Below are 24718 nucleotides of genomic sequence, written 5' to 3'. Positions count from 1 at the left end.
CAGTGCCAGGGGCCGTTCGCGCGGGAAGGCCCCGCCGTCTGCCCCGTGGTCGTGGTGCGGGAGGGCCAGGAAGTGTGATCCGGGCGCCGGTCAGCCGGGGTCCGGGGCGGGTGCGAGGGGCCGGGCGCCGGCCGGCGGTGCCTTGCGGACGAAGGCGGAGCGCAGGGCGTGGTGAGGGGCGTGGGGGTCGAAGAGGATGGCGCCCATGCGGGCGAGTTCGGCCTCGCGGTACTGCGCGAGCGGCCGCGCCGACTCGTCCCGCGCGCGCCGGGCACGCTTGGCCGCGATCCGCCGGTCCAGGTCCGCCACGGCGGCCAGACCGGTTGCCCTGCGCTCCACCTCGGCGGCGAACTCCTGCGCCGCGACCGGCAGGAGGCGGTCCACCAGGCCCAGGGCGGCGGCGGACGTGGCGCTGACCGGCAGCGCCTCGGTGGTCAGCCGCTCCGCGGTGCCGGCCCCGACGCGGCGCGGCAGGGTGTACGTCCAGTACTCGGAGCCGAACAGGCCCATCCGCCGGTAGTGCGGGTTGAGGACGGCGCCCGTGCGGCACCACACCTCGTCGGCGGCGAGCGCGAGCATGACGCCGCCCGCCGCCGCGTTGCCGCCCAGGGCGGCGACGACCAGCCGGTCGGTGGTGCGCAGCACGGCCTCCACCAGGTCGTCGATGGCGTGCAGATTGGCCCAGGCCTCGGCCGCGGGGTCGGGGGCCGCCTCGATGACGTTGAGGTGGATGCCGTTGGAGAAGAAGTCGCGGCTGCCGCCCAGCACCAGGACCGAGGTGGGGCGGGCGAGCGCGTACCGGTAGGCGGCCAGCAGCCTGCGGCACTGCCCGGTGCTCATCGCGCCGCCGGGGAACGAGAAGGTCAGGAAACCGACGTCGCCGCGCTGCCGGTAGCGGATGTCCGTCCAGGTGCGCCGGCCGGGCGGGAGCTCGAGCGGGGCGGGAAGCTCCGGCAGAGCCAGGCGGGGCGCGGCCCGGAGGGAGGCGAGGACAGAGGCCGCGGGGCGCCGGAACGGTGCCGGATCGCCCGAGGCGCGGCGCGGGCGCAGTTCCGGGATCCACACCGCGCCGTCCCGGGTGGCCCGGCACACCGCGCCCGCCCGGGTGGCGAGCAGCTCGCCGGGGCGTCCGCGCAGTTCGTCCTCGGGGTGGCCGCCGTGCAGGAACACCTCACGGCCGAGGAGTTCGTCCAGCAGGCCGGGCTGTGAGTCGGCGGCGCGGAGCGTGCGCAGCACCGTGTCGGTGGTGTCGCCGTCCCAGTCGATCCGCCGCCGCTCCTGGCGGAAGTAGTCCCGCCACACCACGCGGATCGAGGGGTCGGACTGCGGCTGCGGCTTGAACGCCCCGCCGGCGTAGCGCCGCACGGCCAGCAGGACGGCGGCCACGGCGGCGTCGGAGACCTCACCCCGGTACAGGTCGCTCTTGCCCACCGGCGGCACGTCGAACGGCACGGCTGCCCAGACGGCGCCCGCGTCCATCGCCGCCTCGGCCTGAAGGACCGTCACGCCCCACCGGGTGGCCCCCTCGGCGAGCGCCCAGTCGAGGGAGGACGGGCCACGGTCGCCGGGCGGCCCGGGGTGCACGATCAGACAGGTGTGGTGCTGCCACACGTCGTCGGGCAGTGCCGTCTTCAGCATGGGCGCGATGATCAGCTCGGGGCGCGCCTGCCGTACCGCGGCGCGCATCGCGTCGGCTCCGTGGGAGGCGAGGACGACGTCCACGCGGTGCTCCTGGTCGGAGAGTTCGGCGTAGACGCGCTGGGCGAGGCTGTTGAACGCACTGGCGACGAGCAGGATGTCCATGCTGCCGGATGGTCGTCCCTCCGGCGGGGCCCGCATAGGGGGCCCGCCGGTATTTCGGCCGTTTTACCGCGGGAGCCGGTTCGGGGATGCGGACTCCGCGCTGCCTTGATCTTCCGGGGCTGTGGGGGGCCGGAGGCGTGCGCGGGCGAGGGGGCGGGAGGTGGCGGACATCTGGGCGGATCGGTGCGATGACGGGGGTCGGCCGGTCCGGCGGGCGTGCGGTCGAGGCGCTGGGCCCCGCCCCGGGCCACGGTGGATACCACGGTGGCCGGAGCGGGGCCCGGAGTCGGTCCGAGGAGGAACCGGGTGCGGGCCGGTCACTCCGCCGGGGTGAGTTCCGCCCGGCCGAACAGGAGGGCGTAGCCCGGGGGCAGTTGGGCGAGGATACGGGTGATCAGGGCGTCGCCCACCAGGGACGGCAGGACGCTCAGGACCGAGCTGACGTCCCAGCGGGCGGTCGCCGGGGTCGAGCCCTCGATCCGGGCGGCCACGGAGTCGACGAACTCCGCCGCGGTCAGCTCGCGGGTGGCGGGGATCTGGGACGCGACCACCCGAGCCGCCTCCTCGGGCAGCGATCGGGCCAGATCGACGCGTTCGTCGCCGACGACATGGCCACCGAGGGCCGAGAGGACGATCCGGGTGACGCTCTCCGCCTCCGCTCGGGTCCGGTACTGGCCGGACTCCCGTACCGCGTAGACCAGTTGCTGCCAGCCGACCTCGTCGGACTGCGGGACGGGGACGCTGCGGTCCCGGTTCGGGGCCGGGATCACCCTCTGCGGGCTCGGCATCGCGGTCTCGTGCGGCGTCAGCGTGGTCATGTGGGGCTCCTCTCCTCCTCCGGGGCCTCCGGTCGCTCCCCCGGCACGGGGGCGCGCCCCGCGGGCGGCCGGGGTCCGCGGGACGCGCTGCGTGGGTACGGTCAGCTGCTGATCTGCTTGCGGCTGTCGCCGCCGGTGATCTGGATGCGGCGCGGCTTGGCCCGTTCGGCCACCGGGATGCGCAGGGTCAGGACACCGGCGTCGTACGAGGCGTCGATGCGCTCGGTGTCGAGGGTGTCGCCGAGGAACAACTGGCGGGTGAAGGTGCCGGTGGGGCGCTCGGCGACGATCAGCTCCGCGTTCTCCGGGGCCGGGGAGCGGCGTTCGACGCGCACGTTGAGCACGTTGCGCTCGACGTCCAGGTCGATCGTCTCGGGGTCGATGCCGGGGAGATCGAAGTGGACGACGAACTCGTCCCCTGCCCGGTAGGCGTCCATCGGCATCGCCGACGTGCGAGCGGCGGAGCCGAAGACCTGCTGCGTGAGCCGGTCGAGGTCGCGGAAGGGGTCGGTACGCATGAGCATCACAGTCCACTCCTCTCTCTGCTGTCGGCGTCCGGTGCGATGCTCTACGGACGTCTACTTATATAGCTCCGGAGAGGAAACTTGACAAGCCCCGACTCAGGTTCGGGGACACTGCGTTCTCCGGCCCCGGACGAGGAGGCGAGTCCTGATCGGCGCCTGACGGCCCACCGGTGTTGCCGCCGAATGGCCCAAGCCGAATCGTGTCCCCCTCACGCAGCGCGGAACATCGATTCCGGGTCGATCCGGCAGAACTCGATCGTCTCCGCTCATGTTTCGGTCGTCACGGCGGTCACCTCGGCCACGACCACATGACGACCGACGTCAGGAGCAAGGTCACACGTGCCGACGTGAGTGGCGACGCTTCATGGAGGAGTGATGGGCAACCGGGTGGTCGTAGGAACGGACGGCTCGTCGTCCAGTCTCGCCGCGGTGGAGACGGCCGCCAGGGAGGCCTGGCGACGTCGTGCGGAACTGCGCGTGGTGTACGTCCTCAACTGGCCGGTCAGACCCATGTACGCGCCGCTGGACACCACACCGCTCAACCGGCTGGTCAGCGAGGCCGCGGACCGTGCGCGGAGCGTGGTCCCCGAGGTGACCGTCACCGAGACCATGGTGCCCGGCGACACGGTGTCCGTGCTGGAGGCCGAGTCGCGGACGGCGGACCTGCTGGTCGTGGGGGCCCGCGGGACGGGCGGCTTCCTCAGCATGCTGCTGGGGTCGACGGCCGCGTCCCTTGCGGCCCACAGTCAGTGTCCGGTGATGGTGGCCCGCGAGGGATCCGCCGCTGCCGGACCGATCGTGCTGTGTGTCGACGGCTCCCCCGCCGGTGACAAGGCGGTCGGATTCGCCTTCGCCGAGGCGGCGCTGCGCGGCACTGAGATCGCCGCCGTCCACGTATGGCTGCCGGATCACGCACCTGCCGGTACCGGCGTCGAAAGCCCGGAGCGACTGCTGGCACAGGCGCTCGCCGGCCACGCAGAGAGGCATCCCGACGTCACGGTCAGGCGCGAGGTGGCGAGTGGCGAAGCCCGCGAGGTGCTGATCGAGAGAAGCAGGAACGCCCAACTCGTGGTCGTCGGCGCCCGGGGACGCGGTGGGTTCACGGGTCTGCTGCTGGGGTCGGTGAGCCAGGCGCTGCTGCACCACGCGCACAGCTCCGTCGTCGTCGTGCCCGGGCACGCGTGATGCGCTGCGAGCAGGCCGGACCCCTTCGCGGAGCGCGACGATTTTTAGGCCCTCGCGAACCTCACGGCGCCGCTCACAGGACACACTCCCGTTGATCAGCCTTGAACACACTCACAGAAGGGCCCTGACGTGGCACAGACACCCGGCGACACGCGGCAGCACCCCCGCAGCAGGAAAGGCCCACCGAGCGATGGCCCTGCCCTCTTCGCCGGCTGGGCGCTGGAGCTGAGCGGCACGCTCAGCATTCTCCTCGGCGTCGTCGGCGTCACCCGGGACACCATCTTCAGTTCCCCTGACTACACCTACGACTTCAATCTGACGGCCTGGGGCTCGATCCACATCGTTGTCGGCATCGGACTCGTCGCCGCCGGTCTGGGAGTACTGCTCGGCCAGAGCTGGGGCAGAGGAGCCGGTGTGGCACTGGCCGCGGTCAGCCTGATCACCCAGTTCATGTTCCTCCCCTACTACCCGCTGTGGGCGATCAGCGTGATGACGCTCGACCTCCTCGCCCTGTGGACGCTGACCAGGTTCATCGCGATGGACGACTAGGCTGCCTCTTCCGGACGTTGCCGCGCCGGCTTCCTGCCGGCCGTCCCCGGCCACGGGCTGCGTCGGCCGGACGGCTCTGCGCACGTTCCGCGTCATACGAAGACGACGCTGGACGCCGACGGCACGGTGAGTGCCCCGGCTCGCCGTGGCACGCCTGTGCGGTCGAGGTCGAACCAGGTCACATCCCCGGAGCGCTCATTGGCCGCGTACAGCCGGCTGCCCGACGGATGCAGCACGAGGTCACGCGGCCAGCGGCCGCCGCACGGCACCGACGTGACGACCTCCGGCCGGTCGCCGGTCTCGTCCAGGGACAGGACCACGATGCTGTCGGTGCCCCGTACGGCCGCCCACATGTGCCGGCCGTCATGGGAGACGACGGGGGCGGACGGCTGCACCGGGACATCGGCGCCGTGCTGGAAGAGAGCGCATTCCCCGACCTGCCGCAGCGCTCCCGTCGCCGCGTCCCAGCGGCACACGGCGACGGTCGGCCGCAGCTCACCGAGTACGTACGCGTGCTCCCCGCGCGGGTGGAAGGCGAGGTGGCGCGGCCCGGTTCCGGGCGGCAACCGGGTGGTGCTGTGGACGCTGAGCGCTCCGGAGTGCGTTTCCAGGGCGCAGACCCGCACCGAGTCGGTGCCGAGGTCGACGCTCAAGACCCAGCGGCCCGAGGGATCCTGAACCACCTGGTGGGCGTGTGGGGCCGACTGGCGCTCCGGATGCGGGCCGTGTCCCTCGTGCTGCAGTCGGCTGCTCGGTGACCGTGGCGTGCCGTCGGCGGCCAGCGGCAGCACGGAGACGCTTCCGGAGCCGTAGTTGGCCGTCACCAGGTGGTCCTGGCAGACGGCCAGATGCGTCGGCTCGGCCCCGTGCACCTGGACCGGATCGCCGAGCGGCCTGAGTCCGGGGCCCGACACGTCGTAGGCGGCCACCGCTCCCCGGGCTGTTTCGGACACGCAGTAGACAACAGGGCGGCCGGTGTCCCGGTGCCCGACTGCCAGATACGACGGGTCGGGAACGGTGGCCACCGTGGCCGTCGCGGTCAGGGCACCGGTCCGCGGATCCACCTCGGTCTGGGTGATTCCCTGTCCGCCGCTCGACGTGAAGGAGCCGATGAAGGCCCTGAGTGCGCCCGTGCCGTCCATGAGCGACCACCCTATGAGCGATGGCCGAAGTACGGGGCATGCCGGTTCGTGGTTGACCTGGAAGCACTAATCAACGGGGTGAGCGTTTGCGGCCGGTCCGGGGCTGCGGGAATGTGGGGTCAATGGCGACCAGTGCGCGACCCGGGTGGGCAGCGGCTGCGGAATCCGGTTCACCGATGGCTCCGGATCTCCCTTTCGACCCCGGACGTGCCGACAGGAGGCAGCGGTGAAGGCATTCGTCATGGAGCGGATCGGCAGCGTGGGCTTCATGGAGAAGCCGGTGCCTGACGTCGGTTCCCGTGATGCTCTGGTACGGACGACGAGAGCCCTGATCTGCACGTCCGACTCCCACACCGTGCAGGGCGGGATCGGGCCGCGGGAGAATCTGACGCTGGGGCACGAGGCGGTGGGCGTCGTGGAGGCCGTGGGCGGCGACGTCGAGGACTTCCGGCCGGGCGACCGCGTTCTCGTCGGCGCCATCACCCCGGACTGGGGCGACATGGCGTCCCAGAACGGCTACCCGTCCCAGTCAGGAGGACCGCTCGGGGGATTCAAGTTCGCGAACTCCAAGGACGGCGTGTTCGCCGAGTACTTCCATGTCGGTGACGCCGACGCCAACCTCGCGAAGATCCCCGACGGAATCTCCGACGAAGCGGCCGTGTATTGCGCCGACATGCTGTCCACGGGATTCATGGGTGCCGAGCACGGAAACATCCCGATGGGCGGAACCGTGGCCGTCCTCGCCCAGGGCCCCGTGGGACTGATGGCAACAGCAGGGGCCAGACTCCAGGGCGCCGGACTCGTCATCGGAGTCGAGTCGGTGCCGAGCAGGCAGAAACTCGCACGCTTCTACGGAGCGGACGAAATCGTCGACTTCACGCGCGAGGACGTCGTCGAGAGTGTCCTGGAACTGACAAACGGTCAGGGAGTGGACACCGCGATCGAGGCGCTGGGTGCGGACATCACCTTCAGAACCGCCGTCGAGATCACGAAGCCCGGCGGGACGGTCTCCAACGTCGGCTACTTCGGGTCCGGTGACCACGTCAGCATCCCCCGCGTCGCCTGGGGCGTGGGAATGGCCGACAAGACGATCAGCTCCGGTCTTTGCCCCGGCGGACGGCTCCGGATGGAACGCCTGCTGCGCGTCCTCGAGAAGGGCCGCCTCGACCCCACCCGCATGACGACGCACACGTATTCGTTCGACGAGATGGAGCGCGCCTTCGAGGTGTCGGACAAGAAGCTGGAGGACGTCATCAAGGTCCTGGTCGCCTTCTAGGCGGCATCGCAGGAATCCGCAGGTTGGGCAAGGAGATTCGGTATGCACGAATCCGACCCGCCGTTCCGCCCCGTTCGCCGGGCGGACGGTTACCTGCCGCTCGAGGACCTCGGCCTGATCGGGGACGGCACCACCGCGGCACTCGTCGGCCTGGACGGCACCATTGCGTGGATGTGCCTGCCCCGGTTCGACTCCGAACCGCTGTTCTGTGCGCTGCTGGACCACCTGCGGGGCGGCCACTTCACCGTGGCGCCGGAGAACCTCGTCGAGGCGCGCCAGCACTATGAACCCGACACCGGCGTGCTGCACACCGAGATGCGCAGCGACACCGGTCTGGTGCGCGTCACGGACGCCTTGGTCCTGCGCTCGGGAGCCGACCTGTCCGACGACGCGCCGTCCAGCCGCGCGGAACTCGTCCGCTCCGTGGTGGTCCTCGACGGAGAGGTACGCCTCAGGGTGGTGCTGGAGCCCCGCGGCGGCGCGCAGGCCCACCATCTGTTCAGCGGACTGGAGGTCCGTCCCGCCCGCAGGGCGGATCTGCGCCTGCACCTGCGTTCCGACCATCCGCTCGGCGGCCTGCGCACCACACACGACCTGAGACAGGGCGACCGTTTCGACGTGGTGCTGTCCTGGGGACGCTTTCACCGCCATCACCGCTTCGACCCAGACGCCATGCTGCGCCAGACGGCAGACGCCTGGCGGCGGTGGATGCGGTCCTGCGACTACGCCGGGCCACAGCGGGACCTGGTCAGACGTGCCGCGATCACCTTGAAGATGTGCGACGACTGGGCGAACGGATCGCTGGCCGCCGCGCCCACCTCGTCCTTGCCCGCCCCGATCGGAGGAGGCCGGAACTGGGACTACCGCTACGCCTGGATCCGGGACGCGGCCTACGCGGTCTTCGCCCTGCGCCGCATCGGCTTCCAGGGCGAGGCCGACGCCTTCCTCGGCTGGGTCCTCGACGCCTTCGAGCGCAGCCGCCGGCCCCGCATCATGTACACCCTGGACGGCGACCTGGTGCCGGACGAGATCGAGGACGCCGAACTGGAGGGCTACCGTGGTTCCTCGCCCGTCCGCTGGGGCAACGGCGCGGCCGACCAGCGCCAGCACGACGTCTACGGTGAGATCCTGGACTGCGCCGACCAATGGCTGCGTCGAGGCGGCGAGATCCAGCCCGCCATGTGGGCCGGCCTGGCGCGGCTCGCCGACGCCGCCGAACACGCCTGGCGCCAGCCCGATCAGGGCATCTGGGAGATCCGCAGCGAGGGCCGCCCGTTCACCTACTCCGCCGGGCTGTGCCACGTGGCACTGGACCGGGCGGCACAGATCGCGGAGCGTTTCGATCTGCCCGGTGACGTCGGCCGTTGGCGCGTCGCGGCAGACCGGTTGCGCGACCTCGTCCTGGAAGAGTCCTGGGACGAGAAGGCCCAGACGCTGAGCGTGTACCTGGACGGCGGCGGCGTGGTCGACGCGAGCCTGCTGGCCCTGCCGCTGCGCCATGTCGTTCCGGTCGACCACCCCCGGATGGTGGCGACCACCCGGGCCGTGGCGCAGCGCCTCTCGGCCGGGGACGGGCTGCTCTACCGCTATCTGCACGACGAACATCCCGACGGCCTGGCCGGCGACGAGGGCGCATTCGTCCTGTGCAGCTTCTGGATGGTGGACAACCTGATCGGCCAAGGGCAGCTCGACAAGGCCGAAGAGCTGTACGCGTCACTGTGCGCGCGGGCGAGCGCCCTGGGGCTGCTGTCGGAGCAGATCGACCCGACCACCGGAGCTTTCATGGGCAACTTCCCTCAGGCGTTCAGCCACATCGGAATCATCGCCAGCGGCGTGAACCTGGAACGGGCGAAGGGCGGAACCCGGTGACCATTCAACGGCTCGTCGTCTTCGGCGGGACCGGTGATCTGACCGGCCGATACCTCCTGCCGGCACTGGCCGCCCTACGCGAGGCAGGACACATCGACGACCGGTTCAGTCTGACGGGCGCCAGCCGGGAGGACTGGGACGGTGCACGGTACCGGGAGTGGGCCAGTGCCCAACTCGACCGCCACGGCGCCGATATTCCGACCGACGCCCGGCGGGCCGTCGTGGCGTCGACGGACTACCGGCGGGCCGACGTCACGGACCCTGCGGAGGTGGGCACGGTCGTCGCGGGTGACGACCCCGTAGCCGTCTACCTCGCTCTGCCCCCGTCGCTCTTCCCGGCGACGGTGACCGCGTTGCACGAGGCGGGACTGCCCCCGAGCAGCCGCATCGTGCTGGAGAAACCCTTCGGCGAGGACCTGGCGGGCGCACAGGAGCTGAACCGGTTGCTCGCCGATCTCCTTCCGGAGCGCGCTGTCTTCCGGGTCGATCACTTCCTGGCCATGACCACGGTCCAGAACGTGCTCGGCAGCAGGCTCGCCAACCGAGTGCTCGAACCCATCTGGAACAGCACCCACATCGCCGAGGTCGACATCGTCTGGGACGAGACCCTCGCTCTGGAAGGGCGGGCCGGCTACTACGACCACGTCGGTGCCCTGAAGGACATGGTGCAGAACCACCTGCTGCAACTGCTGTGCCTGGTCGCGATGGAGCCGCCCCTCACCCTCGGCGAACGGGATCTGCGGGACCGGAAGGTCGACGTGCTGAGATCGGTGCGGTGCATGACCGACGACGACGTCCGGCGCCGCACGCGCCGTGCCCGCTACTCCGCCGGCCGGTGCAACGGGCATGAAGTGCCCGCCTACACCGAGGAGGACGGTGTCGACGCGCGGCGCCGGACCGAGACCTTCGCCGAGGTCGAGCTCGAACTGGACAACTGGCGCTGGGCGGGCACCAGGTTCCGGCTGCGGAGCGGGAAGGCCCTCGGCAGGAACCGCAAGGAGGTCGCGGTGCGTTTCCGCCGCGTCCCTCACCTGCCCTTCGGGCAGGATGCGGACGTCCAGCCCAACGTGCTGCGTTTCGGGCTGGAACCCGAAAGCCTCAGCCTGGACGTCACCGTGACCGGCTCGCGCACCGAGACCCTCACGCAGTTGTCGCTGACCGCCGGGATGGATCCCGCCGATCTGCCCGCCTACGGCCGCCTGCTGCTGGACGTCCTCAACGGGGACCCCGCGCTGTCCATCCGCAGCGACGAGGCGGAAGAGGCCTGGCGGGTCCTCGAGCCGGTCGTGTCCGCCTGGGAGCGAGAGCTGGTACCCCTGGAGGAGTACTCGGCCGGTTCGGAGGGACCGCCGCCACGGCCGGCGGCCCCCGGGCGGCGGGACGACCTGCTGCACCGGGACGCGGTCCTTCCGACCGACTCCTGAGGCGAACCCCACGACGGCCGGGCGGGGCCCGAGGCAACGCGCCGTTCCGAAGGAGACCCGATGACTCGCAGTTCCGACAGACCTCCTCCGTGTGTCGTGGTCAGCGGTGTCTCCGGGGCGGGCAAGTCCACGGTCGCCCGGCGCCTGGCCGAGCGGCTGGGGGTCCCGTTCGCGGAGGCGGACGAACACCACTCGCCCGCCAGCATCCGGAAGATGGCCTCGGGAGTGCCGCTGGACGACCTGGACCGCCGGTCGTGGCTGGAGTCCGTCGGGCGCTGGCTGAGCGAATGCGAAGCAGTCGGCAGCGGAGGAGTGGTCGCCTGTTCCGCCCTGCGGCGACGGTATCGGGACACGCTGAGGCAGGCATGCCCCTCCGTGCTGTTTCTCCAGCTCACGGCCGATCGCGAAGTACTCGCGGATCGGCTCGGTGGGCGCTCCGGCCACTTCATGCCGCAGACGCTGCTCGACTCCCAGCTGGCGACGCTCGAACCCCTGGAGGCCGACGAGCGAGGAGCCTCGCTGGACGCCACACCGGCTCCCGAGGACATCGTCCGGGCAGCCATGGAGCTGCTCCCGCGACGATGACTCGGACCTGACAGGAGCAAGAGCGTCACGGTGACACCGAGGCGGATCCGGTGCGCCCGTCCCACTCGCAGGGGTCCAAGGACGGACAGGAACTCTCCTGTCCCCGGAAGGAGCCCGAGGCGGCCGGCTGGACGGCGGGCGTGGCCACCCTGTGGGTGTGCACGTCCGGCCCCGAGGGTGCGCAGTGCCGCGGCGAGCGTACCGGGCGAGGACGCCGCCCGCGAAGACGGACTCGTCGTCGGGGTGGGCGAACACGGCGAGCAGACGTGACAGCCCGACATGTGGACAACCCGTGGTGTTCGCAAGGGTCTTGACGTCAGTTCATGTGTTCGGCCGGTGATACGATCACCGCGTTTTCGAAGCGGGCGCTGACCGCCTGCCATGGACGCCGACACCTCGCCGGCACCGCCGGCCGCCAGTCGCCTGAAGAGAGTCCTATGACGCCATACGCAGCGAGCCCCCTGCTCTGGGCTCTGGTCGCCGCCCTCGCTGCCGCCCTCACCGTGATCGTCCGCCAGCGCCGGGCGGCGCGTGCCGCGCGACAGGAGACGCACGCGCTCAGAGAGCATTACGCGCAATTGGAGAACGACTACGCGAAATCCGTGCAGGCGGCTCAGGAACAGGCCGAGGAAGAGACGAAGACGGTTCTGAAGTCCGCCATGCGCACGCTTCAGGGCCTCGCCGCCGAGCAGCAGCTCGTGCTGTCCCGGCTGCAGACCAAGTACGGCGACTCGGCGATCCTCCAGGACCTGCTGGAGATCGACCACACCAACTCGCAGTTCGGCCGGCGCGCCCAGTCCATCGCGGTGCTGTGCGACGGCTGGCTGGGCGGACGCCGCGACACCGCCTCGGTGTACGACGTGGTGCGCAGCGCCCAGGGCCGGATCCGGCACTTCCGCCGGGTGGAGATCCTCTCCCAGGTCGACTTCGGCATCACCAGCCGCGCCGTCGAACCCGTCGCCCTGGCCCTCGCCGAGCTGCTCGACAACGCCACCAGCTACTCCAGCCCGGACACCGTCGTCGAGATCAACATCCGGACGGTGCCCAAGGGCATCTGCATCGTCGTCGACGACGCGGGCGTCGGCATGAGCGAGGAGGAGCGCGTCCGCGCCGCGAAGCTGCTGAGCAGTGAGCGCGCCTCGGGCGTGGCGAGCCTCGGCAATCCGCCGCAGTTCGGGTTCGCGGTGATCGGCCTGCTGTGCGAGCGGTTCGGCTTCGAGGTGTCCGTGGACTCCTCGTCCCCCTACGGCGGCGTGCGCGCGGTGGTGCTGCTCCCGCACGACTTGCTCACCTCGATGCCGGAGAAGAAGGCACCGGCACCGGCCGCCCACTCCGCCGCCGCCCGTCCGGCCGCGGGGACCGGCCACGACGGCGGACCCGAGGCGGCGCTCGCCCCGGCGTCGACCGCGGACGGTCTGCCCCGGCGCCGCCGCAAACGGCCGATGGCGATCGTGCCGCAGACCGACGGCGAGCGGCCTGCCCCCCGCCCGGGCCGCTCGGACGCCGAGCAGGCGCGGATCATGGGCGCCTTCCAGCGGGGCACGCGGTCCGGGCGGGCCGCGGAGCCGGACGGAGCGGACCCGACGAGCAGCACACCCGGTGCAAGCAGCGAAGGACATGAGGTCTCGTGAACGATCTGTCATGGATGCTCGACAGCGCTCTGGAGATTCCGGGGGCCCTGCACGCCGTCCTGATATCCGCCGACGGTCTGCTGATGGCCCGTACGAAGGACTTCGGCAGGGACGACGCGGACCGGGTCGCCGCGGCGATGAGCGGGGTGCAGTCCCTCAGCCGCACCCTCGGGTTCTTCTGTGAGGACCCGAGCCAGACGTGGCGCCAGACACTGGTCGAGTTCGACGGCGGCTGGGTCTTCGTGATCTCCGCCGGGGAGGGCGCCTACCTCGGTGTGTCCGCCACCGCGGACGTCGACATGGCCGACATCACCTTCCGCATGCAGCAGCTCGTCTCCCGGCTCGGCAAGGAGCTCACGACGCCGCCGCGCGAGAACCTCGGCGCCCGCTCATGACGGGGCGCGACGGCTGGGAGCCGGAGGACACCGCCTTAGTGCGGGCGTACGTCATCACCAAGGGGCGCGAGCTGCCCGACGAGGAGCAGCTGTCGCTCATCACCCTGGTGACGGCGTCCCCCGACCACGCGCAGCGGCCGATGCGGCTGTCCCCCGAGGAACAGACGCTGCTCGACATCTGCTCCGCCGGCTATCTCTCGGTCGCCGAGATCGCCGGCCACACCCGGCTGCCGCTGGGTGTCGTACGGATCCTGCTGGCCTCGCTCACCGAGGGCGGCTACCTGATCACCCGCCCGCCGGTGGCACCCGCCCGGCTCGCGGACCGGGAGATCCTCGAGGAGGTGCTCAATGGTCTCCGCGCCAAGTTTGGGTGAGCGGGCCTATGTTCGCGGCGGAGCGACACAGACCGCGGTGAAGATCCTCGTCGTCGGGCACTTCGCGGTGGGCAAGACCACGTTCATCGGATCGATCTCCGAGATCGAGCCGCTGTCCACCGAGGAGACGATGACGCAGGCCGCCGAGTCGGTGGACGACCTCAAGGGGGTCCAGGGCAAGACCACCACCACGGTCGCCATGGACTTCGGGCGCCTGACCATCAGCGACCGCGTGGTGCTGTATCTGTTCGGCACGCCGGGCCAGCAGCGGTTCGTGCAGATGTGGGAGGACATGGCCCGCGGTGCCCTCGGCGCGCTGGTCCTGGTCGACCCCGAGCGGCTGGCGGACTCCTTCCCGGTGATCGACCTCATCGAGAGCTACGGCCTCGACTACGCCATCGCCGTCAACCACTTCGCCGGCGCGCCGGCGCGGGACGAGCGGGCGCTGCGGGAGGCACTGGACCTGCTCGACGACACCCCGGTCGTCACCTGCGACGCCCGCGACGAGGGGTCCTCGGCCGCCGCGCTCACCACGCTGGTCCGCTACCTGCTGGACCGCGCGCAGCAGACCACACACCCTCCCCAGGCGACCGCGCACCCGGCGCCTCACGCCACCGCGCACCCGAACCCCGATGCCACCACGCACCCGACGCCTCATGCGACCGCGCACGAGACCGCTCAATAGACCGCGCTCGACAGTGAACTGAGAGCAGAGCAGACATGAACGCTCACGACAACGCCCCGGTCCCGCCGCCGGGTTGCCCGGCCCACGGCTCGGGCGGCCGGGTCCCGCTGTACGGGCCGGAGTTCGCCGCCGCCCCGCAGGCGTACTACGACTTCCTGCGGCACTACGGGCCCGCGGCGCCCGTCGAACTCGCCCCCGGCGTGGAGGCCACGCTGGTGACCGACTACGCGGCGGCGCTGCAACTCCTCCAGGACTCCGGCTCGTTCCGCAAGGACGCGCGCCGCTGGCGGGCCTTCGGCGAGGGCAAGGTCGGCCCGGACAGCCCGGTCGCACCGCTGCTGGCGTACCGGCCCAACTGCATGTTCGCCGACGGCGCCGACCATCTGAGGCTGCGTCAGGCGGTCACCGACTCCATGGCCCGGGTGGACACCCGCCGGCTGACCCGCAGCACGGAGCAGGCGTCGCGCTATCTCGTGGCGCAGTTCGCGGGCCGCGGGTCGGCCGATCTGCTGGCCGACTACGCCAGGCAGCTGCCGCTGTTCGTGTTCAACGAACTCTTCGGCTGCCCGCCGGAGATCGGCGACCGGGTGCTGTTCGGCATCTCGGGGATGTTCGACGGCATCAACGCCGACAAGGCGACCGAGGTGCTGTTCCAGGCGGTGGGGGAACTCGTCGCGCTGAAGCGGAGCAAGCCGGGCGACGACGTCACCTCCTGGCTGATGCAGCATCAGGCCCGCCTGGACGACGAGGAGATGGTGCATCAGCTCGCACTGCTGCTGGGGGCCGGCGCCGAGCCGCTGAGGAATCTGATCGGCAACACGCTGCACCGCCTGCTGACCCACGAGCGGTACGCCCGCGAGGGCGGTCTCATCGACGAGGCCCTCGACGACACGCTTTGGGAGAACCCGCCCATGGCGAACTACGCGCCGCACTACCCGGCGTCCGACATGGAGTTCGCCGGTCAGCAGCTCCAGGCGGGCGACCTGGTGCTGGTGAGTTTCGCCGCCGCCAACACGGGCCCTGCGCAGACGGCCGCGCGGCGCTCCGGCAGCAACCGCGCCCACCTGGCGTGGAGCGCGGGCCCGCACGCCTGCCCGTCCAAGGAGCCCGCCCGGCACATCACGGTCACCGCCGTCGAGGACCTGTTCAACCAGTTGCCCGACCTCCATCTCGCCGTCCCCGAGGACAGCCTCACCTGGCGGCCGGGGCCCTTCCACCGCGCGCTCACCGCTCTGCCGGCCAGGTTCACACCGGTGCGCGCGGCGGGACAGCACGCCCCGGAACCCGCGGTGACCGCATCCGCGCAGGACCGGGGTGCGGGCACGGCGCGCAAGGCCGAACGCACGGGTATGTGGAGTCAGTTCCTCAACTGGCTCACAAGGTGACACGGCTAACACCTGCCCAACACCCCTCTTCCGCATGAAGGTTGAACGGCAGGGGTAGTGAGCAACGCGGCATTCGAGTTGCTTACCCGCAAAGGAGGTGCCGTGGACCACATATCCATGGACGCCGCATTCCTGCCGAGACCGCCGATACCCGCCTCCCGAGGCGGGTATCTTCCTGTGCGGCGCGGGGTGACCCGGTGACCGCGCCACGGGCCGGCGGCGTGCGTCCCGGCACGCCCACCCTCGGCGCCTTCACCAGCGCACAGCTGCGCCGGCTGTGCGCGGTCGCGGGTCTGTCCGAGGCCGACGCGGACACGTACGCGGGGGTCCTGTCCGAGTCCCTCGGCCCGGTCGCCGGACGGCCCCTCGACCTGCCGCCCCCGTCCCGCACCTTCCTGTCCGACGACCACACCCCGGTGGAGTTCTCGCTCTCCTTCCGGCCGGACGCGGCTCCCGCCGTGCGGGTGCTGGTGGAACCGGGGTGCGGCGCGGCCGGCCTGGCCCGAAACGGCCGCGCCGGGCTCGCCGCGGTACGCGCGATGACGCGGCGCTGGAACTTCAGCACGGACACCCTCGACGCGCTCGAGGACCTGTTCCTGCCCCCGGAGCCGCAGGGCGCCCTCGCGCTGTGGTGCGCTCTGGAACTGCGCCCCGGCGGTGTGCCCGGCGTGAAGGTGTACCTCGACCCGGCCGCCAACGGGGCGGAACGTTCCGTCGGGACGGTGCGGGAGGCGCTGCGGCGTCTCGGCCACCACAAGGCGTTCGATGTCCTCCCCGAAGCCGACGGCTACCCGTTCCTCGCCCTGGACCTGGGCGACTGGGACGAGCCACGCGTGAAGGTCTACCTGCGCCATGACGATCTGTCGGCCGCCGGGGCGGCACGGCTGTCCCGTATGCACCCCGGCCCCGACCCCGCCTCGATCGAGGCCTTCCATCGCGCCGCCGCCGGCCCTCACGCGCCGCTTCTGACCGGACGCCCCGGTCTGACCTGCCACTCCTTCACCGACACCGGGACCGCGTGGCCGAGCGGCTTCACCCTGCACATCCCCGTGCGCGACTACGCCGAGCACGACGGGGAGGCCCTGGCCCGCGCGACGAGGGTGCTGCACCGGTACGGCATCGACGCCGGCGTCCTGCCGGGTGCCCTGGCGGCCCTCACCCTCCGCCGCCCGGAGGCCGGGGTGGGCCTGATCGCCTACCTGGCCCTCGCCCACCAGCAGGACCGCCCGCCCCGGGTGACGACGTACCTCTCCTCGGAGGCGTACGCGGTCAGACCCCCGAACAAGGCTCCGGCCCGCTCCGCGCAGCCGGTGCACTGAGCCGGCCGTCCGCCCGCCCGGCCGCCATGGGGTCGGCGGGCGGGCCGGTCGCTCCGTCTCTCGGCCGGTCCGTGAATATAGTAGCCATGTACATAGTAGCCATGTACGCTATATGCCATGAGCAAGGGTTCGCCGGGCCCCACGCCCGGATTCCTGGTGTGGCGGCTGGCCAACAAGTGGCGTGTCGCGGTCGACCGTGCGGTGGCCCCGCTGGGACTCACCCACGCGCAGTACTCCCTGGTCGCGTCGCTGTACGGCATGCAGCGCGCCGGCGAGCGCCCCAGTCAGCGCCGACTGGCCGACCACACCGGCATGGAGGCGCTGTACGTCTCGAAGCTGGCCCGTGCACTGGAGTCGGCCGGCCTGATCGACCGCACCCGCGATCCCCGTGACCCGCGCGCCGTTCAGCTCGCGCTCACGGGGCAGGGCCGGGCCGTCACACGGCAGGCCATCGGGGTGGTCCACGATCTGCTGCAGCAGTTGCTGGAGCCGCTCGGCGGTCTCGACGCGCCGCGGACCCGCGCGTTCACCGACGAGCTGACGACCCTGCTCGACGCACCTCTCGCTCCACCCGTACCGAACGACGAGAGCACCCAGGGGACATCACCATGACCAGCACCTCATCCGCCACCACCGCACCCGCCGCCGACTCCCGTGCGCTCGGGCTCGCCCACTACGCCGCCCGAGGCGTCCTGGAGCACGTTCTGGCCCGGCACGGCGTCACGTTCCCGCAGCAGATCGCCCTGCGTGCGGCCGTCACCGCGGACTCCCCGCGCACGCCGGACGAGCTGGTGGCCCAGGTCCACGCCTCGCTCAAGGCGGATCCGGCCGGCCTCCGCGCCACTCTCGACGAGCTGGTGGCCAAGCAGTTGCTCGTCGCGCAGGGCGGGCGCCTCCGGCCCACCGACGCCGGGCGGGAGCTGCTGGCCGCGGTCGGTGCGGAGACCGCGCCCATCAGCGCCCGCATCTGGGGCGGGATACCGGCCGAGGATCTCGCCGCCGCAGGCCGCGTCCTCGCCCTGGTCACCCAGCGCGCCGACGCGGAGCTCGCGGCACTGTCCGGCTGACTGCTCACCTCGGTCCAGCGCACCCCCCGGCACCGTTAGCTCCGCCGCTCATGGGTACCGGGGTGAAGAGGACGGACCGACACGGACCGACACGGAGGTGATCATGAGGTACGACGAGTTCCTCGCCCGTGTGCGGGAGCGCGGTGAGTACACGTCGCAGGACGAGGCGGCGAAGATGACGGAGGCCGTTCTGGAGGTGCTGGCGCAGCGCATCAGCCCCGGTGAGGTGGACGACCTCGCCGCGCAGCTGCCCGGCGATCTCGGCCCCATGCTGTCGAAGGCCAAGGCGCAGCACGCCGAGAGCTTCGGGCTGGAGCAGTTCTACGAGCGGGTCGGCGAGCGGACCGGTGCCCGGCCGCGCACCGCTCAGTGGGACGCCAGTGCCGTCCTGTCCACGCTGGCGGAGAGCGTCAGCGGAGGCGAGCTCAACCAGATCCTCAGCCAGCTCCCCTCCGGCTACGCCGTCCTGTTCGGAAAGCCGGAACTGGCCGACTGAGCTCACCGGCGCCCAAGATGGTGGGGTGAGTGTCTCGCGTATCAAGCCGCATCTGCGGTGGCTCTCCGGCAGCGGCGACCTGCTGGGCCACGCGGTGGTCGAGCGGGCGGTGGAGCGGGCGGCCGGTACGGCCGACACCGCCCCGCTGCCGGTGGGCCCCGCCCAGCACGTGCTGGTGGTGCACACCGGCAGGTCGGCGAATCTGCGCTGGTCGGCGGACGGCCGCATGCGCCGGGAGCGGTTCCATCAGGGGCAGGCCCTGGTGAACCCGGCTGGCTGGGCCTCGCGCCCGCGCTGGCAGGACGATGTGGAGCTGATGCTGCTCGGCATCGAACCGGAATGGCTGGAGAAACTGGCCGAGGAGGCCGGGGCGGGCGGCCGGTTCGAACTGGCGCCGCGGTTCCACTTCGAGGACCCGTTGCTGCGGATGCTGGTCGAGCGGCTGCTGGCGGAGTTCGAGCGGCCCGCGGAAGCGGACCGGCTGTATGCGGAGTCCCTGGTGCAGGCCGCCTGCGCCCTGATCGTCCGCACCTGTGGCAGCCCCCGGCGCCACACGGCCGTCAGGGACGGCGGGCTTCCGCCGCGGCGGCTGGCCGAGGTGCTGGACTTCATCCACGCGAACCTGGCCTCCCGTGTCGCTCTGGAGGACCTCGCGGCGGTGGCCGGGTTCAGTTCCTCGCACTTCACCCGCGCGTTCCGTGCCTCCACCGGGGAGTCGCCGCACCGCTATGTGATGCGGCAGCGTCTGGAGCAGGCCCGGCGCTCGCTGCTGGGCACGGACCGGCCGATCGCCGACATCGCCCTGGACCTCGGGTTCGCCGACCAGAGCCATCTCACCCGCGTGATGCGCCGGCACCTCGGCACCACGCCGCGATCACTGCGGGACCACGGAGGAGCCGGCGGGAACGGGCACGGAGGGCTCCGCGGGGGCGGCTGAGAATGCGGGAGCGGTTCGTTCCAAGGACGATCGGATCGTTCAAGATCCGCACGGGAGTGTCCGGTGAGCCTGGTGACAGCGCACCGCGCCCGCCAGGGTCGTCGCCGAGCGGGGGCGGGCGCCGACGTCACTCATCTGCAAGGAGGCCGGCATGGTCACCACCCCGGACAGGACACTCGACGGCAAGGTCGCCTTCGTCGGCGGCGCCTCCCGCAATCTCGGCGGTCTGATCAGCACCACACTCGGCGCGGACGGCGTCAGGGTGGCCGTCCACTACAACAGCGACTCCTCCCGCGCCAAGGCCGACGACGTCGTCGACCAGATCAACGCGGGCGCGGGCGAGGCCTTCGCCGTACAGGCCGACCTGACCCGCCCCGCGGAGGTGGAGCGGGTGTTCGACGAGGTCGTCGGCCGGTTCGGCAGGCTGGACTACAGCATCAACACCGCCGGGATGGTGCTGAAGAAGCCGCTGACCGAGATCAGCGAGGAGGAGTACGACCAGATGTTCGCGGTCAACTCCAAGGCGGCGTTCTTCGTCATGCGCGAGGCGGCCCGCCGCATGGCGGACGGCGGCAAGATCATCACGATCGTCACGTCCCTGCTCGCCGCCTACACCGGCCTGTACTCCTCCTACGCGGGCAGCAAGGCACCGGTCGAGCACTTCACCCGGGCCCTGTCGAAGGAGCTGTACGGCCGGAACATCTCGGTCAACAACATCGCGCCGGGCCCGATGGACACTTCCTTCTTCTATCCGGCGGAGGACGAGGACTCCATCGCGTACCACAAGTCGTCCGCGATGAACGGCGACCTCACCAAGATCGAGGACATCGTGCCGTGGGTCCGGCACCTGCTCACCGACGGCTGGTGGGCCAACGGGCAGACCTTCTTCCTCAACGGCGGTTACACCACGCGCTGACCGCCGCACCGCCCCTACGATGAGCGCCCTCGGCGGCGCTCATCGTGCCGTCCCGTATCCCACCCCACAGGACCGCGAACATGTCTCAGCCCAGCAGCGCCGTCGGAGCCTGGTACCGGCCGATGAAGCCTCGTCAGGCCGGCGAGCCGCACCGCAGCGCCACCGTCCTGGAACTCTTCTTCGACCTGTGTTTCGTCGCCGCCGTCGCCCAGGCCGCCGCCGCACTGGAGCACGAGGCCGCCGCCGGGCACGTCGGTCACGGCGTCCTGGGCTACGCCATGGTGTTCTTCGCGATCTGGTGGGCGTGGATGAACTTCACCTGGTTCGCCTCCGCCTACGACACCGACGACGTGCCCTACCGGCTGCTGACGCTGGTGCAGATCACGGGTGCGCTCATCGTGGCGGCCGGTGCCGCCAAGGCGCTGGAGGACTACGACTTCACCCTCATCACCTGGGGCTACGTGGTGATGCGGCTCGCCATGGTCGTGCAGTGGTTGCGCGCCGCGCACGCCGACCCCGACCGGCGTGCCACGTGCCTGCGCTACGCCGTGGGCATCGCCGTCGTCCAGGTGGGCTGGGTGGCGCGTGTGGCGCTGCCCGACGACGCCGGTCTGGTGTCCTTCGCGGTCCTGGTCGTGGCCGAACTCTCCGTCCCCGCATGGGCCGAGCGCGCCGCGGTCACTCCCTGGCATCCGCATCACATCGCCGAGCGCTACGGCCTGTTCACCATCATCGTGCTGGGCGAGACCATCACCGCCGCCACGGTGTCCGTGCGCTCGGCTCTCGACACGGACCTCTCCTTCGGCGACGTCACGGGTCTCACCGTGGGGGGTGTGCTGACCGTCTTCGCCCTGTGGTGGCTGTACTTCTCCCAGGACGCCCGCCGCCGGCTGACCGCGCTGAGGACCGCCCTGTTCTGGGGTTACGGCCACTACGTCGTCTTCGCGTCCGCCGCAGCCGTGGGTGCCGGTCTGGCCCTGAACGTCGCCCACATCGCCGGCCACGGGCATCTGGGTGACACCGCGACCACCGCGTTCTACACCGTCCCCGTCGCGGTCTACCTGGCCGTCCTGCGGCTGCTGCATCGCCGGCCGGGCTCCTGGGGCGAGGACGCCATGTGGGCCGTCGCGGTCCTCGCCGTGCTCGCCGCCACCTACCTGCCCGGTCCGATCGTGACCACCGGCGTCGTCGCCGCCCTGCTGGTCGCGGCGACGCTGTGGCTGCGCCGGGGCGAGGTGGTGGAGCCGGAGGCCGCCTCCTGAGTCCCAGGTGCTTCTGACGGGGCTGCAACCGCTGTGCCGCGGTGATCGTCCTGGCTGACAGCCGAACAGCTGACAGGGGCGGGACGCCGTGGGCGGGGGGGCGGGGCATGGGTGCGTGGGGTCGTCGCGGGTGGGAGACCGGGCACGCGGTCGCCGGGTGCGCGGTGGTGACGGCCGGGCTGCTGGCGTGGCACGGCGCGGTGCCGAACACCGGTGTGCGGCTGGGCAGTCTGCTGGAGTCGTTCCTGCCGTGGCTCGGTGTGGTGGTCGTGGTGCTGCTGTGCGTCGCGCTGCTGCGCCGCTCGGCGGTCGCGCTGGTGGCGGTGATGCTGCCGGTGGCGGCCTGGACGCATCTGTTCGGCGGGCTGCTGCTGCCCGCGGCGGCCGAGCCCGGCGGCGCCGGTCTGGTGGTGGTGCAGCACAACGTCAGCGACGAGAACAGCGATCCAGCGGGCACGGCGCGCGTCCTGATGGACGCCGAGCCGGACCTCATCGCGCTCCAGGAGCTGGTGCCTCCCGCGCTGACGGTCTATGAGAAAGCCTTCGCCGCCCGCTACCCGTACCACGCGGTCCGCGGGACCGTCGGGCTCTGGTCACGGCATCCGCTCGGCGACGCGCGGCCGCTGGACATCAGGCCCCGGGGGATCGAGGGGACCTGGCAGCGCGGCCTGCGTGCCCTGGTGCACACCCCGAGGGGCGAGGTGGCCGCGTACGTCGCGCATCTCCCCTCGGTCCGCGTCGGACCCCGCGGCCTGGCGTCCTCCCGGCGGGACGAGAGCGCGCGGCTGCTGGGCGAGGCCGTCGCCGCGGAGCGGACCCGCACCGTGGTGCTGATGGGCGACCTCAACGGCACCGTGCACGACCGTGGTCTCGCGCCGCTGACCTCGCGCCTGGAGGTGGCCGAGCGAGGGCTGGCCCTCAGCTTCCCCGCGGCCTTCCCGCTGGCCCGGATCGATCAGGTCATGGCCCGCTCGGCGACCGTCGCCCGCATCCGCCCCCTGCCCCGAACCGGCAGCGATCATCTCCCCGTCGCCGCGCACCTCACCCCGCGCTGAGCCCGGCCCCTGCCATTGACGCATTCTTACGCATGGGTAAGTTGACTCTGGAGTAAGGAAGAACGGAAGCACCAGCAGCCTCACCGCGACCGGGAGCCGCCATGGGCGTACGCAAGGATCTGAAGCGGGCGAAACGACGCACCGACCTGGCCACCCGCACCAGGGTCGAGACCGTGCAGGACGAACGCGGCGTCGTCCGTGAGGTACGTGCCGCGCCGCTCGCCCCGCGGCCGGCCACCGGCAGCACCGCCGACATCCCGTTCACCAACGCGGCCGAGGCGCCCGACGCCGTGGTGCTGCGGCGGGAGCGGGACGGCGTCTGGCAGCCGGTGACGGCGGCGGCCTTCGCCCGGGAGGTCACGGGCGTGGCCAAGGGCCTGATCGCGGCCGGCCTCCGGCCCGGCGACCGGGTCGCGGTGATGTCCCGGACGCGCTACGAGTGGACGGTGCTGGACTTCGCGATCTGGTCCGCCGGCGGCCAGACGGTCCCCGTGTACGCCACCTCCTCGGCGGACCAGGTCGAGTGGATCGTGCGTGACTCCGGCGCCCGGTACGTCGTCACGGAGACCCCGGAGAACACCGCGACGGTCACCGCGGGCACCGCCTCCCACCCCGCTCCCCCGCGCCTGTGGGAGCTGGACGCGGACGCCCTCGCGGAGTTGACCGCCCTCGGCCGGGACGTCCCCGACGAGGAGGTCACCGAGCGCCGCACGGCGCTGACGCCGGACACCACGGCGACGGTCTGCTACACCTCCGGCACCACCGGCCGCCCCAAGGGCTGTGTCCTCACGCACGCCAATCTGCACGCGGAGGCGGCCAACACCGTCGAGCTGCTGCACCCCATCTTCAAGGAGGTCACCGACCAGGTCGCCTCCACCCTGCTGTTCCTGCCGCTCGCCCACATCCTCGGCCGCACGCTGCAGATCGCCTGTCTGATGGCCCGCATCGAGATCGGCCACTGCCCGAGCATCAAGCCCGACGAACTGCGGCCCGCCCTCAAGGCGTTCCGGCCGACCTTCCTCGTCGGGGTCCCGTATCTCTTCGAGAAGATCCACGACACCGGCCGCGCCACCGCCGAGAGGATCGGCCGGGGTGCCTCCTTCGAACGGGCCCACCGCATCGCCGTCCGCTTCGGCGAGGCCCACCTGAACAAGTTCCTGGGCCGCGGCAAGGGCCCGGGGCCTGGCCTGTACGCCGCCTGGGCGCTGTACGACCTGCTGGTCTACCGCCGGGTCCGCAAGGAACTCGGCGGCCGGATGCGCTATGCGATCAGCGGCGGTTCCCCGCTGGAGCGCGACCTCAATCTCTTCTTCTACGCGGCCGGAATCATGGTGTACGAGGGCTACGGCCTGACCGAGACCACCGCCGCCGCGACCATCGTGCCGCCGCTGAGTCCGCGACCCGGCACGGTCGGCCTGCCGGTGCCGGGGACGGCGGTGCGCATCGCCGACGACGGCGAGGTGCGGATCAAGGGAGGCATCGTCTTCGGGTCCTACTGGAACAACCCGGCCGCCACCGACGAGGTGCTCCACGACGGCTGGTTCACCACCGGCGACCTGGGCTCCCTCGACGAGGACGGCTTCCTCACCATCACCGGCCGCAAGAAGGACATCATCGTCACCTCCGGCGGCAAGAACGTCTCGCCGGCCGTCCTTGAGGACCGGCTGCGCAGCCGGCCGCCCATCGGGCAGTGCCTCGTCGTCGGCGACAACCGCCCGTTCGTCGCCGCGCTGATCACCCTCGACCCGGAGACCGTCGCGCACTGGCTCGCGGTGCGGGGGATGCCCGCCGACACCCCCATGTCCGAGGTGGTACGGGACCCCCGCATGCGCGCCGATGTGCAGAAGGCCGTGGACTACGCCAACGAGGCCGTCTCCCGCGCCGAGTCGATCCGCGCCTTCCGGCTCGTGGAGGGCGAGTTCACCGAGGAGAACGGGCTGCTGACCCCGTCGCTGAAGGTGAAGCGGCAGGCGGCGCAGGAGGCGTACGCGAAGGAGATCGAGGAGCTGTACGCCTGACCC

The 24718-nt window shown here is 71.5% G+C and carries 23 protein-coding genes and 1 pseudogene; 20 read left to right on the top strand and 4 right to left on the bottom strand.

The annotated features are described in order from the left end of the window. Nucleotides 1-90: 90 nt before the first annotated feature. From AB0412_RS09775 to AB0412_RS09765, 3 genes are all read right to left on the bottom strand, one after another. Entirely contained in the window at nt 91-1803 is a 1713-nt protein-coding gene (locus tag AB0412_RS09775) for an enoyl-CoA hydratase-related protein (protein WP_366401998.1), read from the bottom strand. Nucleotides 1804-2120: 317 nt separating this feature from the next. Next, nucleotides 2121-2621, bottom strand: a complete 501-nt coding sequence (locus AB0412_RS09770; RefSeq protein ID WP_366401997.1) for a DUF2267 domain-containing protein — start codon at nt 2619-2621, stop codon at nt 2121-2123. A gap of 101 nt (nt 2622-2722) precedes the next feature. After that, nucleotides 2723-3145 carry an Hsp20/alpha crystallin family protein gene (locus AB0412_RS09765; protein ID WP_366401996.1) on the bottom strand — a complete coding sequence of 141 codons (423 nt, stop codon included), beginning with the start codon at nt 3143-3145 and terminating at the stop codon, nt 2723-2725. Between the two features lie 375 nt (nt 3146-3520). On the opposite strand from AB0412_RS09765, the gene AB0412_RS09760 reads away from it, so the two are divergent. Together AB0412_RS09760 and AB0412_RS09755 are read left to right on the top strand one after the other, a co-directional pair. Then, nucleotides 3521-4330: a universal stress protein gene (locus AB0412_RS09760; protein WP_366401995.1), complete on the top strand. Its 810-nt coding sequence runs from the start codon at nt 3521-3523 to the stop codon at nt 4328-4330. 129 nt (nt 4331-4459) lie between these two features. Further along, nucleotides 4460-4879: a hypothetical protein gene (locus AB0412_RS09755; protein WP_366401994.1), complete on the top strand. Its 420-nt coding sequence runs from the start codon at nt 4460-4462 to the stop codon at nt 4877-4879. Between the two features lie 92 nt (nt 4880-4971). Here AB0412_RS09755 and AB0412_RS09750 read toward each other — a convergent pair whose 3' ends face one another. After that, the gene (locus tag AB0412_RS09750; protein ID WP_366401993.1) at nt 4972-6021 is read right to left on the bottom strand and encodes a lactonase family protein; all 1050 of its coding nucleotides are present in this window, start codon (nt 6019-6021) and stop codon (nt 4972-4974) included. A 226-nt stretch (nt 6022-6247) separates the two neighbouring features. Here AB0412_RS09750 and AB0412_RS09745 point away from each other — a divergent pair, with 226 nt between their 5' ends. From AB0412_RS09745 to AB0412_RS09660, 18 genes and pseudogenes are all read left to right on the top strand, one after another. Further along, complete coding sequence (locus AB0412_RS09745; RefSeq protein WP_366401992.1) at nt 6248-7297, top strand: NAD(P)-dependent alcohol dehydrogenase; 1050 nt, start codon at nt 6248-6250, stop codon at nt 7295-7297. Nucleotides 7298-7339: 42 nt separating this feature from the next. After that, a complete protein-coding gene (locus tag AB0412_RS09740; RefSeq protein WP_366401991.1) occupies nt 7340-9166 on the top strand; it encodes a glycoside hydrolase family 15 protein in 1827 nt (608 codons plus the stop codon). Continuing rightward, nucleotides 9163-10590, top strand: coding sequence for a glucose-6-phosphate dehydrogenase (locus AB0412_RS09735; RefSeq protein ID WP_366401990.1), 1428 nt, complete (start codon nt 9163-9165; stop codon nt 10588-10590). The genes AB0412_RS09740 and AB0412_RS09735 overlap by 4 nt, the downstream gene beginning before the upstream one ends. A gap of 60 nt (nt 10591-10650) precedes the next feature. Further along, nucleotides 10651-11175, top strand: a complete 525-nt coding sequence (locus AB0412_RS09730) for a gluconokinase (protein WP_366401989.1) — start codon at nt 10651-10653, stop codon at nt 11173-11175. 437 nt (nt 11176-11612) lie between these two features. After that, on the top strand, nt 11613-12806 hold the full coding sequence (locus AB0412_RS09725) for an ATP-binding protein (RefSeq protein ID WP_366401988.1): 1194 nt from the start codon (nt 11613-11615) through the stop codon (nt 12804-12806). A gap of 14 nt (nt 12807-12820) precedes the next feature. Then, nucleotides 12821-13201 carry a roadblock/LC7 domain-containing protein gene (locus AB0412_RS09720; protein WP_366402321.1) on the top strand — a complete coding sequence of 127 codons (381 nt, stop codon included), beginning with the start codon at nt 12821-12823 and terminating at the stop codon, nt 13199-13201. Next, nucleotides 13198-13575, top strand: a complete 378-nt coding sequence (locus AB0412_RS09715; protein ID WP_366401987.1) for a DUF742 domain-containing protein — start codon at nt 13198-13200, stop codon at nt 13573-13575. The genes AB0412_RS09720 and AB0412_RS09715 overlap by 4 nt, the downstream gene beginning before the upstream one ends. After that, a pseudogene (locus AB0412_RS09710) lies at nt 13550-14140 on the top strand (ATP/GTP-binding protein); the annotation flags it as partial. The gene AB0412_RS09715 and the pseudogene AB0412_RS09710, both read left to right, overlap by 26 nt. A 155-nt stretch (nt 14141-14295) precedes the next feature. Beyond that, entirely contained in the window at nt 14296-15645 is a 1350-nt protein-coding gene (locus AB0412_RS09705) for a cytochrome P450 (RefSeq protein ID WP_366401986.1), read from the top strand. A gap of 197 nt (nt 15646-15842) precedes the next feature. After that, nucleotides 15843-16964, top strand: a complete 1122-nt coding sequence (locus tag AB0412_RS09700) for a tryptophan dimethylallyltransferase family protein (protein WP_366401985.1) — start codon at nt 15843-15845, stop codon at nt 16962-16964. Between the two features lie 117 nt (nt 16965-17081). Further along, on the top strand, nt 17082-17576 hold the full coding sequence (locus AB0412_RS09695; RefSeq protein WP_366401984.1) for a MarR family transcriptional regulator: 495 nt from the start codon (nt 17082-17084) through the stop codon (nt 17574-17576). After that, a complete protein-coding gene (locus AB0412_RS09690) occupies nt 17573-18031 on the top strand; it encodes a MarR family transcriptional regulator (RefSeq protein WP_366401983.1) in 459 nt (152 codons plus the stop codon). The genes AB0412_RS09695 and AB0412_RS09690 overlap by 4 nt, the downstream gene beginning before the upstream one ends. Before the next feature lie 103 nt (nt 18032-18134). Further along, nucleotides 18135-18527: a DUF2267 domain-containing protein gene (locus AB0412_RS09685; protein ID WP_366401982.1), complete on the top strand. Its 393-nt coding sequence runs from the start codon at nt 18135-18137 to the stop codon at nt 18525-18527. Between the two features lie 25 nt (nt 18528-18552). Continuing rightward, on the top strand, nt 18553-19464 hold the full coding sequence (locus AB0412_RS09680) for an AraC family transcriptional regulator (RefSeq protein WP_366401981.1): 912 nt from the start codon (nt 18553-18555) through the stop codon (nt 19462-19464). Nucleotides 19465-19615: 151 nt separating this feature from the next. Next, on the top strand, nt 19616-20380 hold the full coding sequence (locus tag AB0412_RS09675) for an SDR family oxidoreductase (protein ID WP_366401980.1): 765 nt from the start codon (nt 19616-19618) through the stop codon (nt 20378-20380). An 80-nt stretch (nt 20381-20460) separates the two neighbouring features. After that, entirely contained in the window at nt 20461-21642 is a 1182-nt protein-coding gene (locus AB0412_RS09670) for a low temperature requirement protein A (protein ID WP_366401979.1), read from the top strand. A 107-nt stretch (nt 21643-21749) separates the two neighbouring features. Then, the gene (locus AB0412_RS09665) at nt 21750-22697 is read left to right on the top strand and encodes an endonuclease/exonuclease/phosphatase family protein (protein WP_366401978.1); all 948 of its coding nucleotides are present in this window, start codon (nt 21750-21752) and stop codon (nt 22695-22697) included. 101 nt (nt 22698-22798) lie between these two features. Next, entirely contained in the window at nt 22799-24715 is a 1917-nt protein-coding gene (locus tag AB0412_RS09660) for an AMP-binding protein (RefSeq protein ID WP_366401977.1), read from the top strand. Nucleotides 24716-24718: the final 3 nt, after the last annotated feature.

Source organism: Streptomyces sp. NPDC052012, from assembly GCF_040689265.1.
Classification (GTDB): domain Bacteria; phylum Actinomycetota; class Actinomycetes; order Streptomycetales; family Streptomycetaceae; genus Streptomyces.
The sequence above is the reverse complement of the archived record's forward strand: the minus strand, read 5'-3'. Positions and strand labels throughout refer to the sequence as shown.

Coding starts and splice junctions, on each gene's coding strand:
- AB0412_RS09775 (WP_366401998.1), bottom strand. CDS start 1,803: ATGGACATCCTGCTCGTCGCCAGTGCGTTCAACAGCCTCGCCCAGCGC.
- AB0412_RS09770 (WP_366401997.1), bottom strand. CDS start 2,621: ATGACCACGCTGACGCCGCACGAGACCGCGATGCCGAGCCCGCAGAGG.
- AB0412_RS09765 (WP_366401996.1), bottom strand. CDS start 3,145: ATGCTCATGCGTACCGACCCCTTCCGCGACCTCGACCGGCTCACGCAG.
- AB0412_RS09760 (WP_366401995.1), top strand. CDS start 3,521: ATGGGCAACCGGGTGGTCGTAGGAACGGACGGCTCGTCGTCCAGTCTC.
- AB0412_RS09750 (WP_366401993.1), bottom strand. CDS start 6,021: ATGGACGGCACGGGCGCACTCAGGGCCTTCATCGGCTCCTTCACGTCG.
- AB0412_RS09740 (WP_366401991.1), top strand. CDS start 7,340: ATGCACGAATCCGACCCGCCGTTCCGCCCCGTTCGCCGGGCGGACGGT.
- AB0412_RS09730 (WP_366401989.1), top strand. CDS start 10,651: ATGACTCGCAGTTCCGACAGACCTCCTCCGTGTGTCGTGGTCAGCGGT.
- AB0412_RS09725 (WP_366401988.1), top strand. CDS start 11,613: ATGACGCCATACGCAGCGAGCCCCCTGCTCTGGGCTCTGGTCGCCGCC.
- AB0412_RS09720 (WP_366402321.1), top strand. CDS start 12,821: ATGCTCGACAGCGCTCTGGAGATTCCGGGGGCCCTGCACGCCGTCCTG.
- AB0412_RS09715 (WP_366401987.1), top strand. CDS start 13,198: ATGACGGGGCGCGACGGCTGGGAGCCGGAGGACACCGCCTTAGTGCGG.
- AB0412_RS09705 (WP_366401986.1), top strand. CDS start 14,296: ATGAACGCTCACGACAACGCCCCGGTCCCGCCGCCGGGTTGCCCGGCC.
- AB0412_RS09695 (WP_366401984.1), top strand. CDS start 17,082: ATGAGCAAGGGTTCGCCGGGCCCCACGCCCGGATTCCTGGTGTGGCGG.
- AB0412_RS09690 (WP_366401983.1), top strand. CDS start 17,573: ATGACCAGCACCTCATCCGCCACCACCGCACCCGCCGCCGACTCCCGT.
- AB0412_RS09685 (WP_366401982.1), top strand. CDS start 18,135: ATGAGGTACGACGAGTTCCTCGCCCGTGTGCGGGAGCGCGGTGAGTAC.
- AB0412_RS09675 (WP_366401980.1), top strand. CDS start 19,616: ATGGTCACCACCCCGGACAGGACACTCGACGGCAAGGTCGCCTTCGTC.
- AB0412_RS09670 (WP_366401979.1), top strand. CDS start 20,461: ATGTCTCAGCCCAGCAGCGCCGTCGGAGCCTGGTACCGGCCGATGAAG.
- AB0412_RS09665 (WP_366401978.1), top strand. CDS start 21,750: ATGGGTGCGTGGGGTCGTCGCGGGTGGGAGACCGGGCACGCGGTCGCC.
- AB0412_RS09660 (WP_366401977.1), top strand. CDS start 22,799: ATGGGCGTACGCAAGGATCTGAAGCGGGCGAAACGACGCACCGACCTG.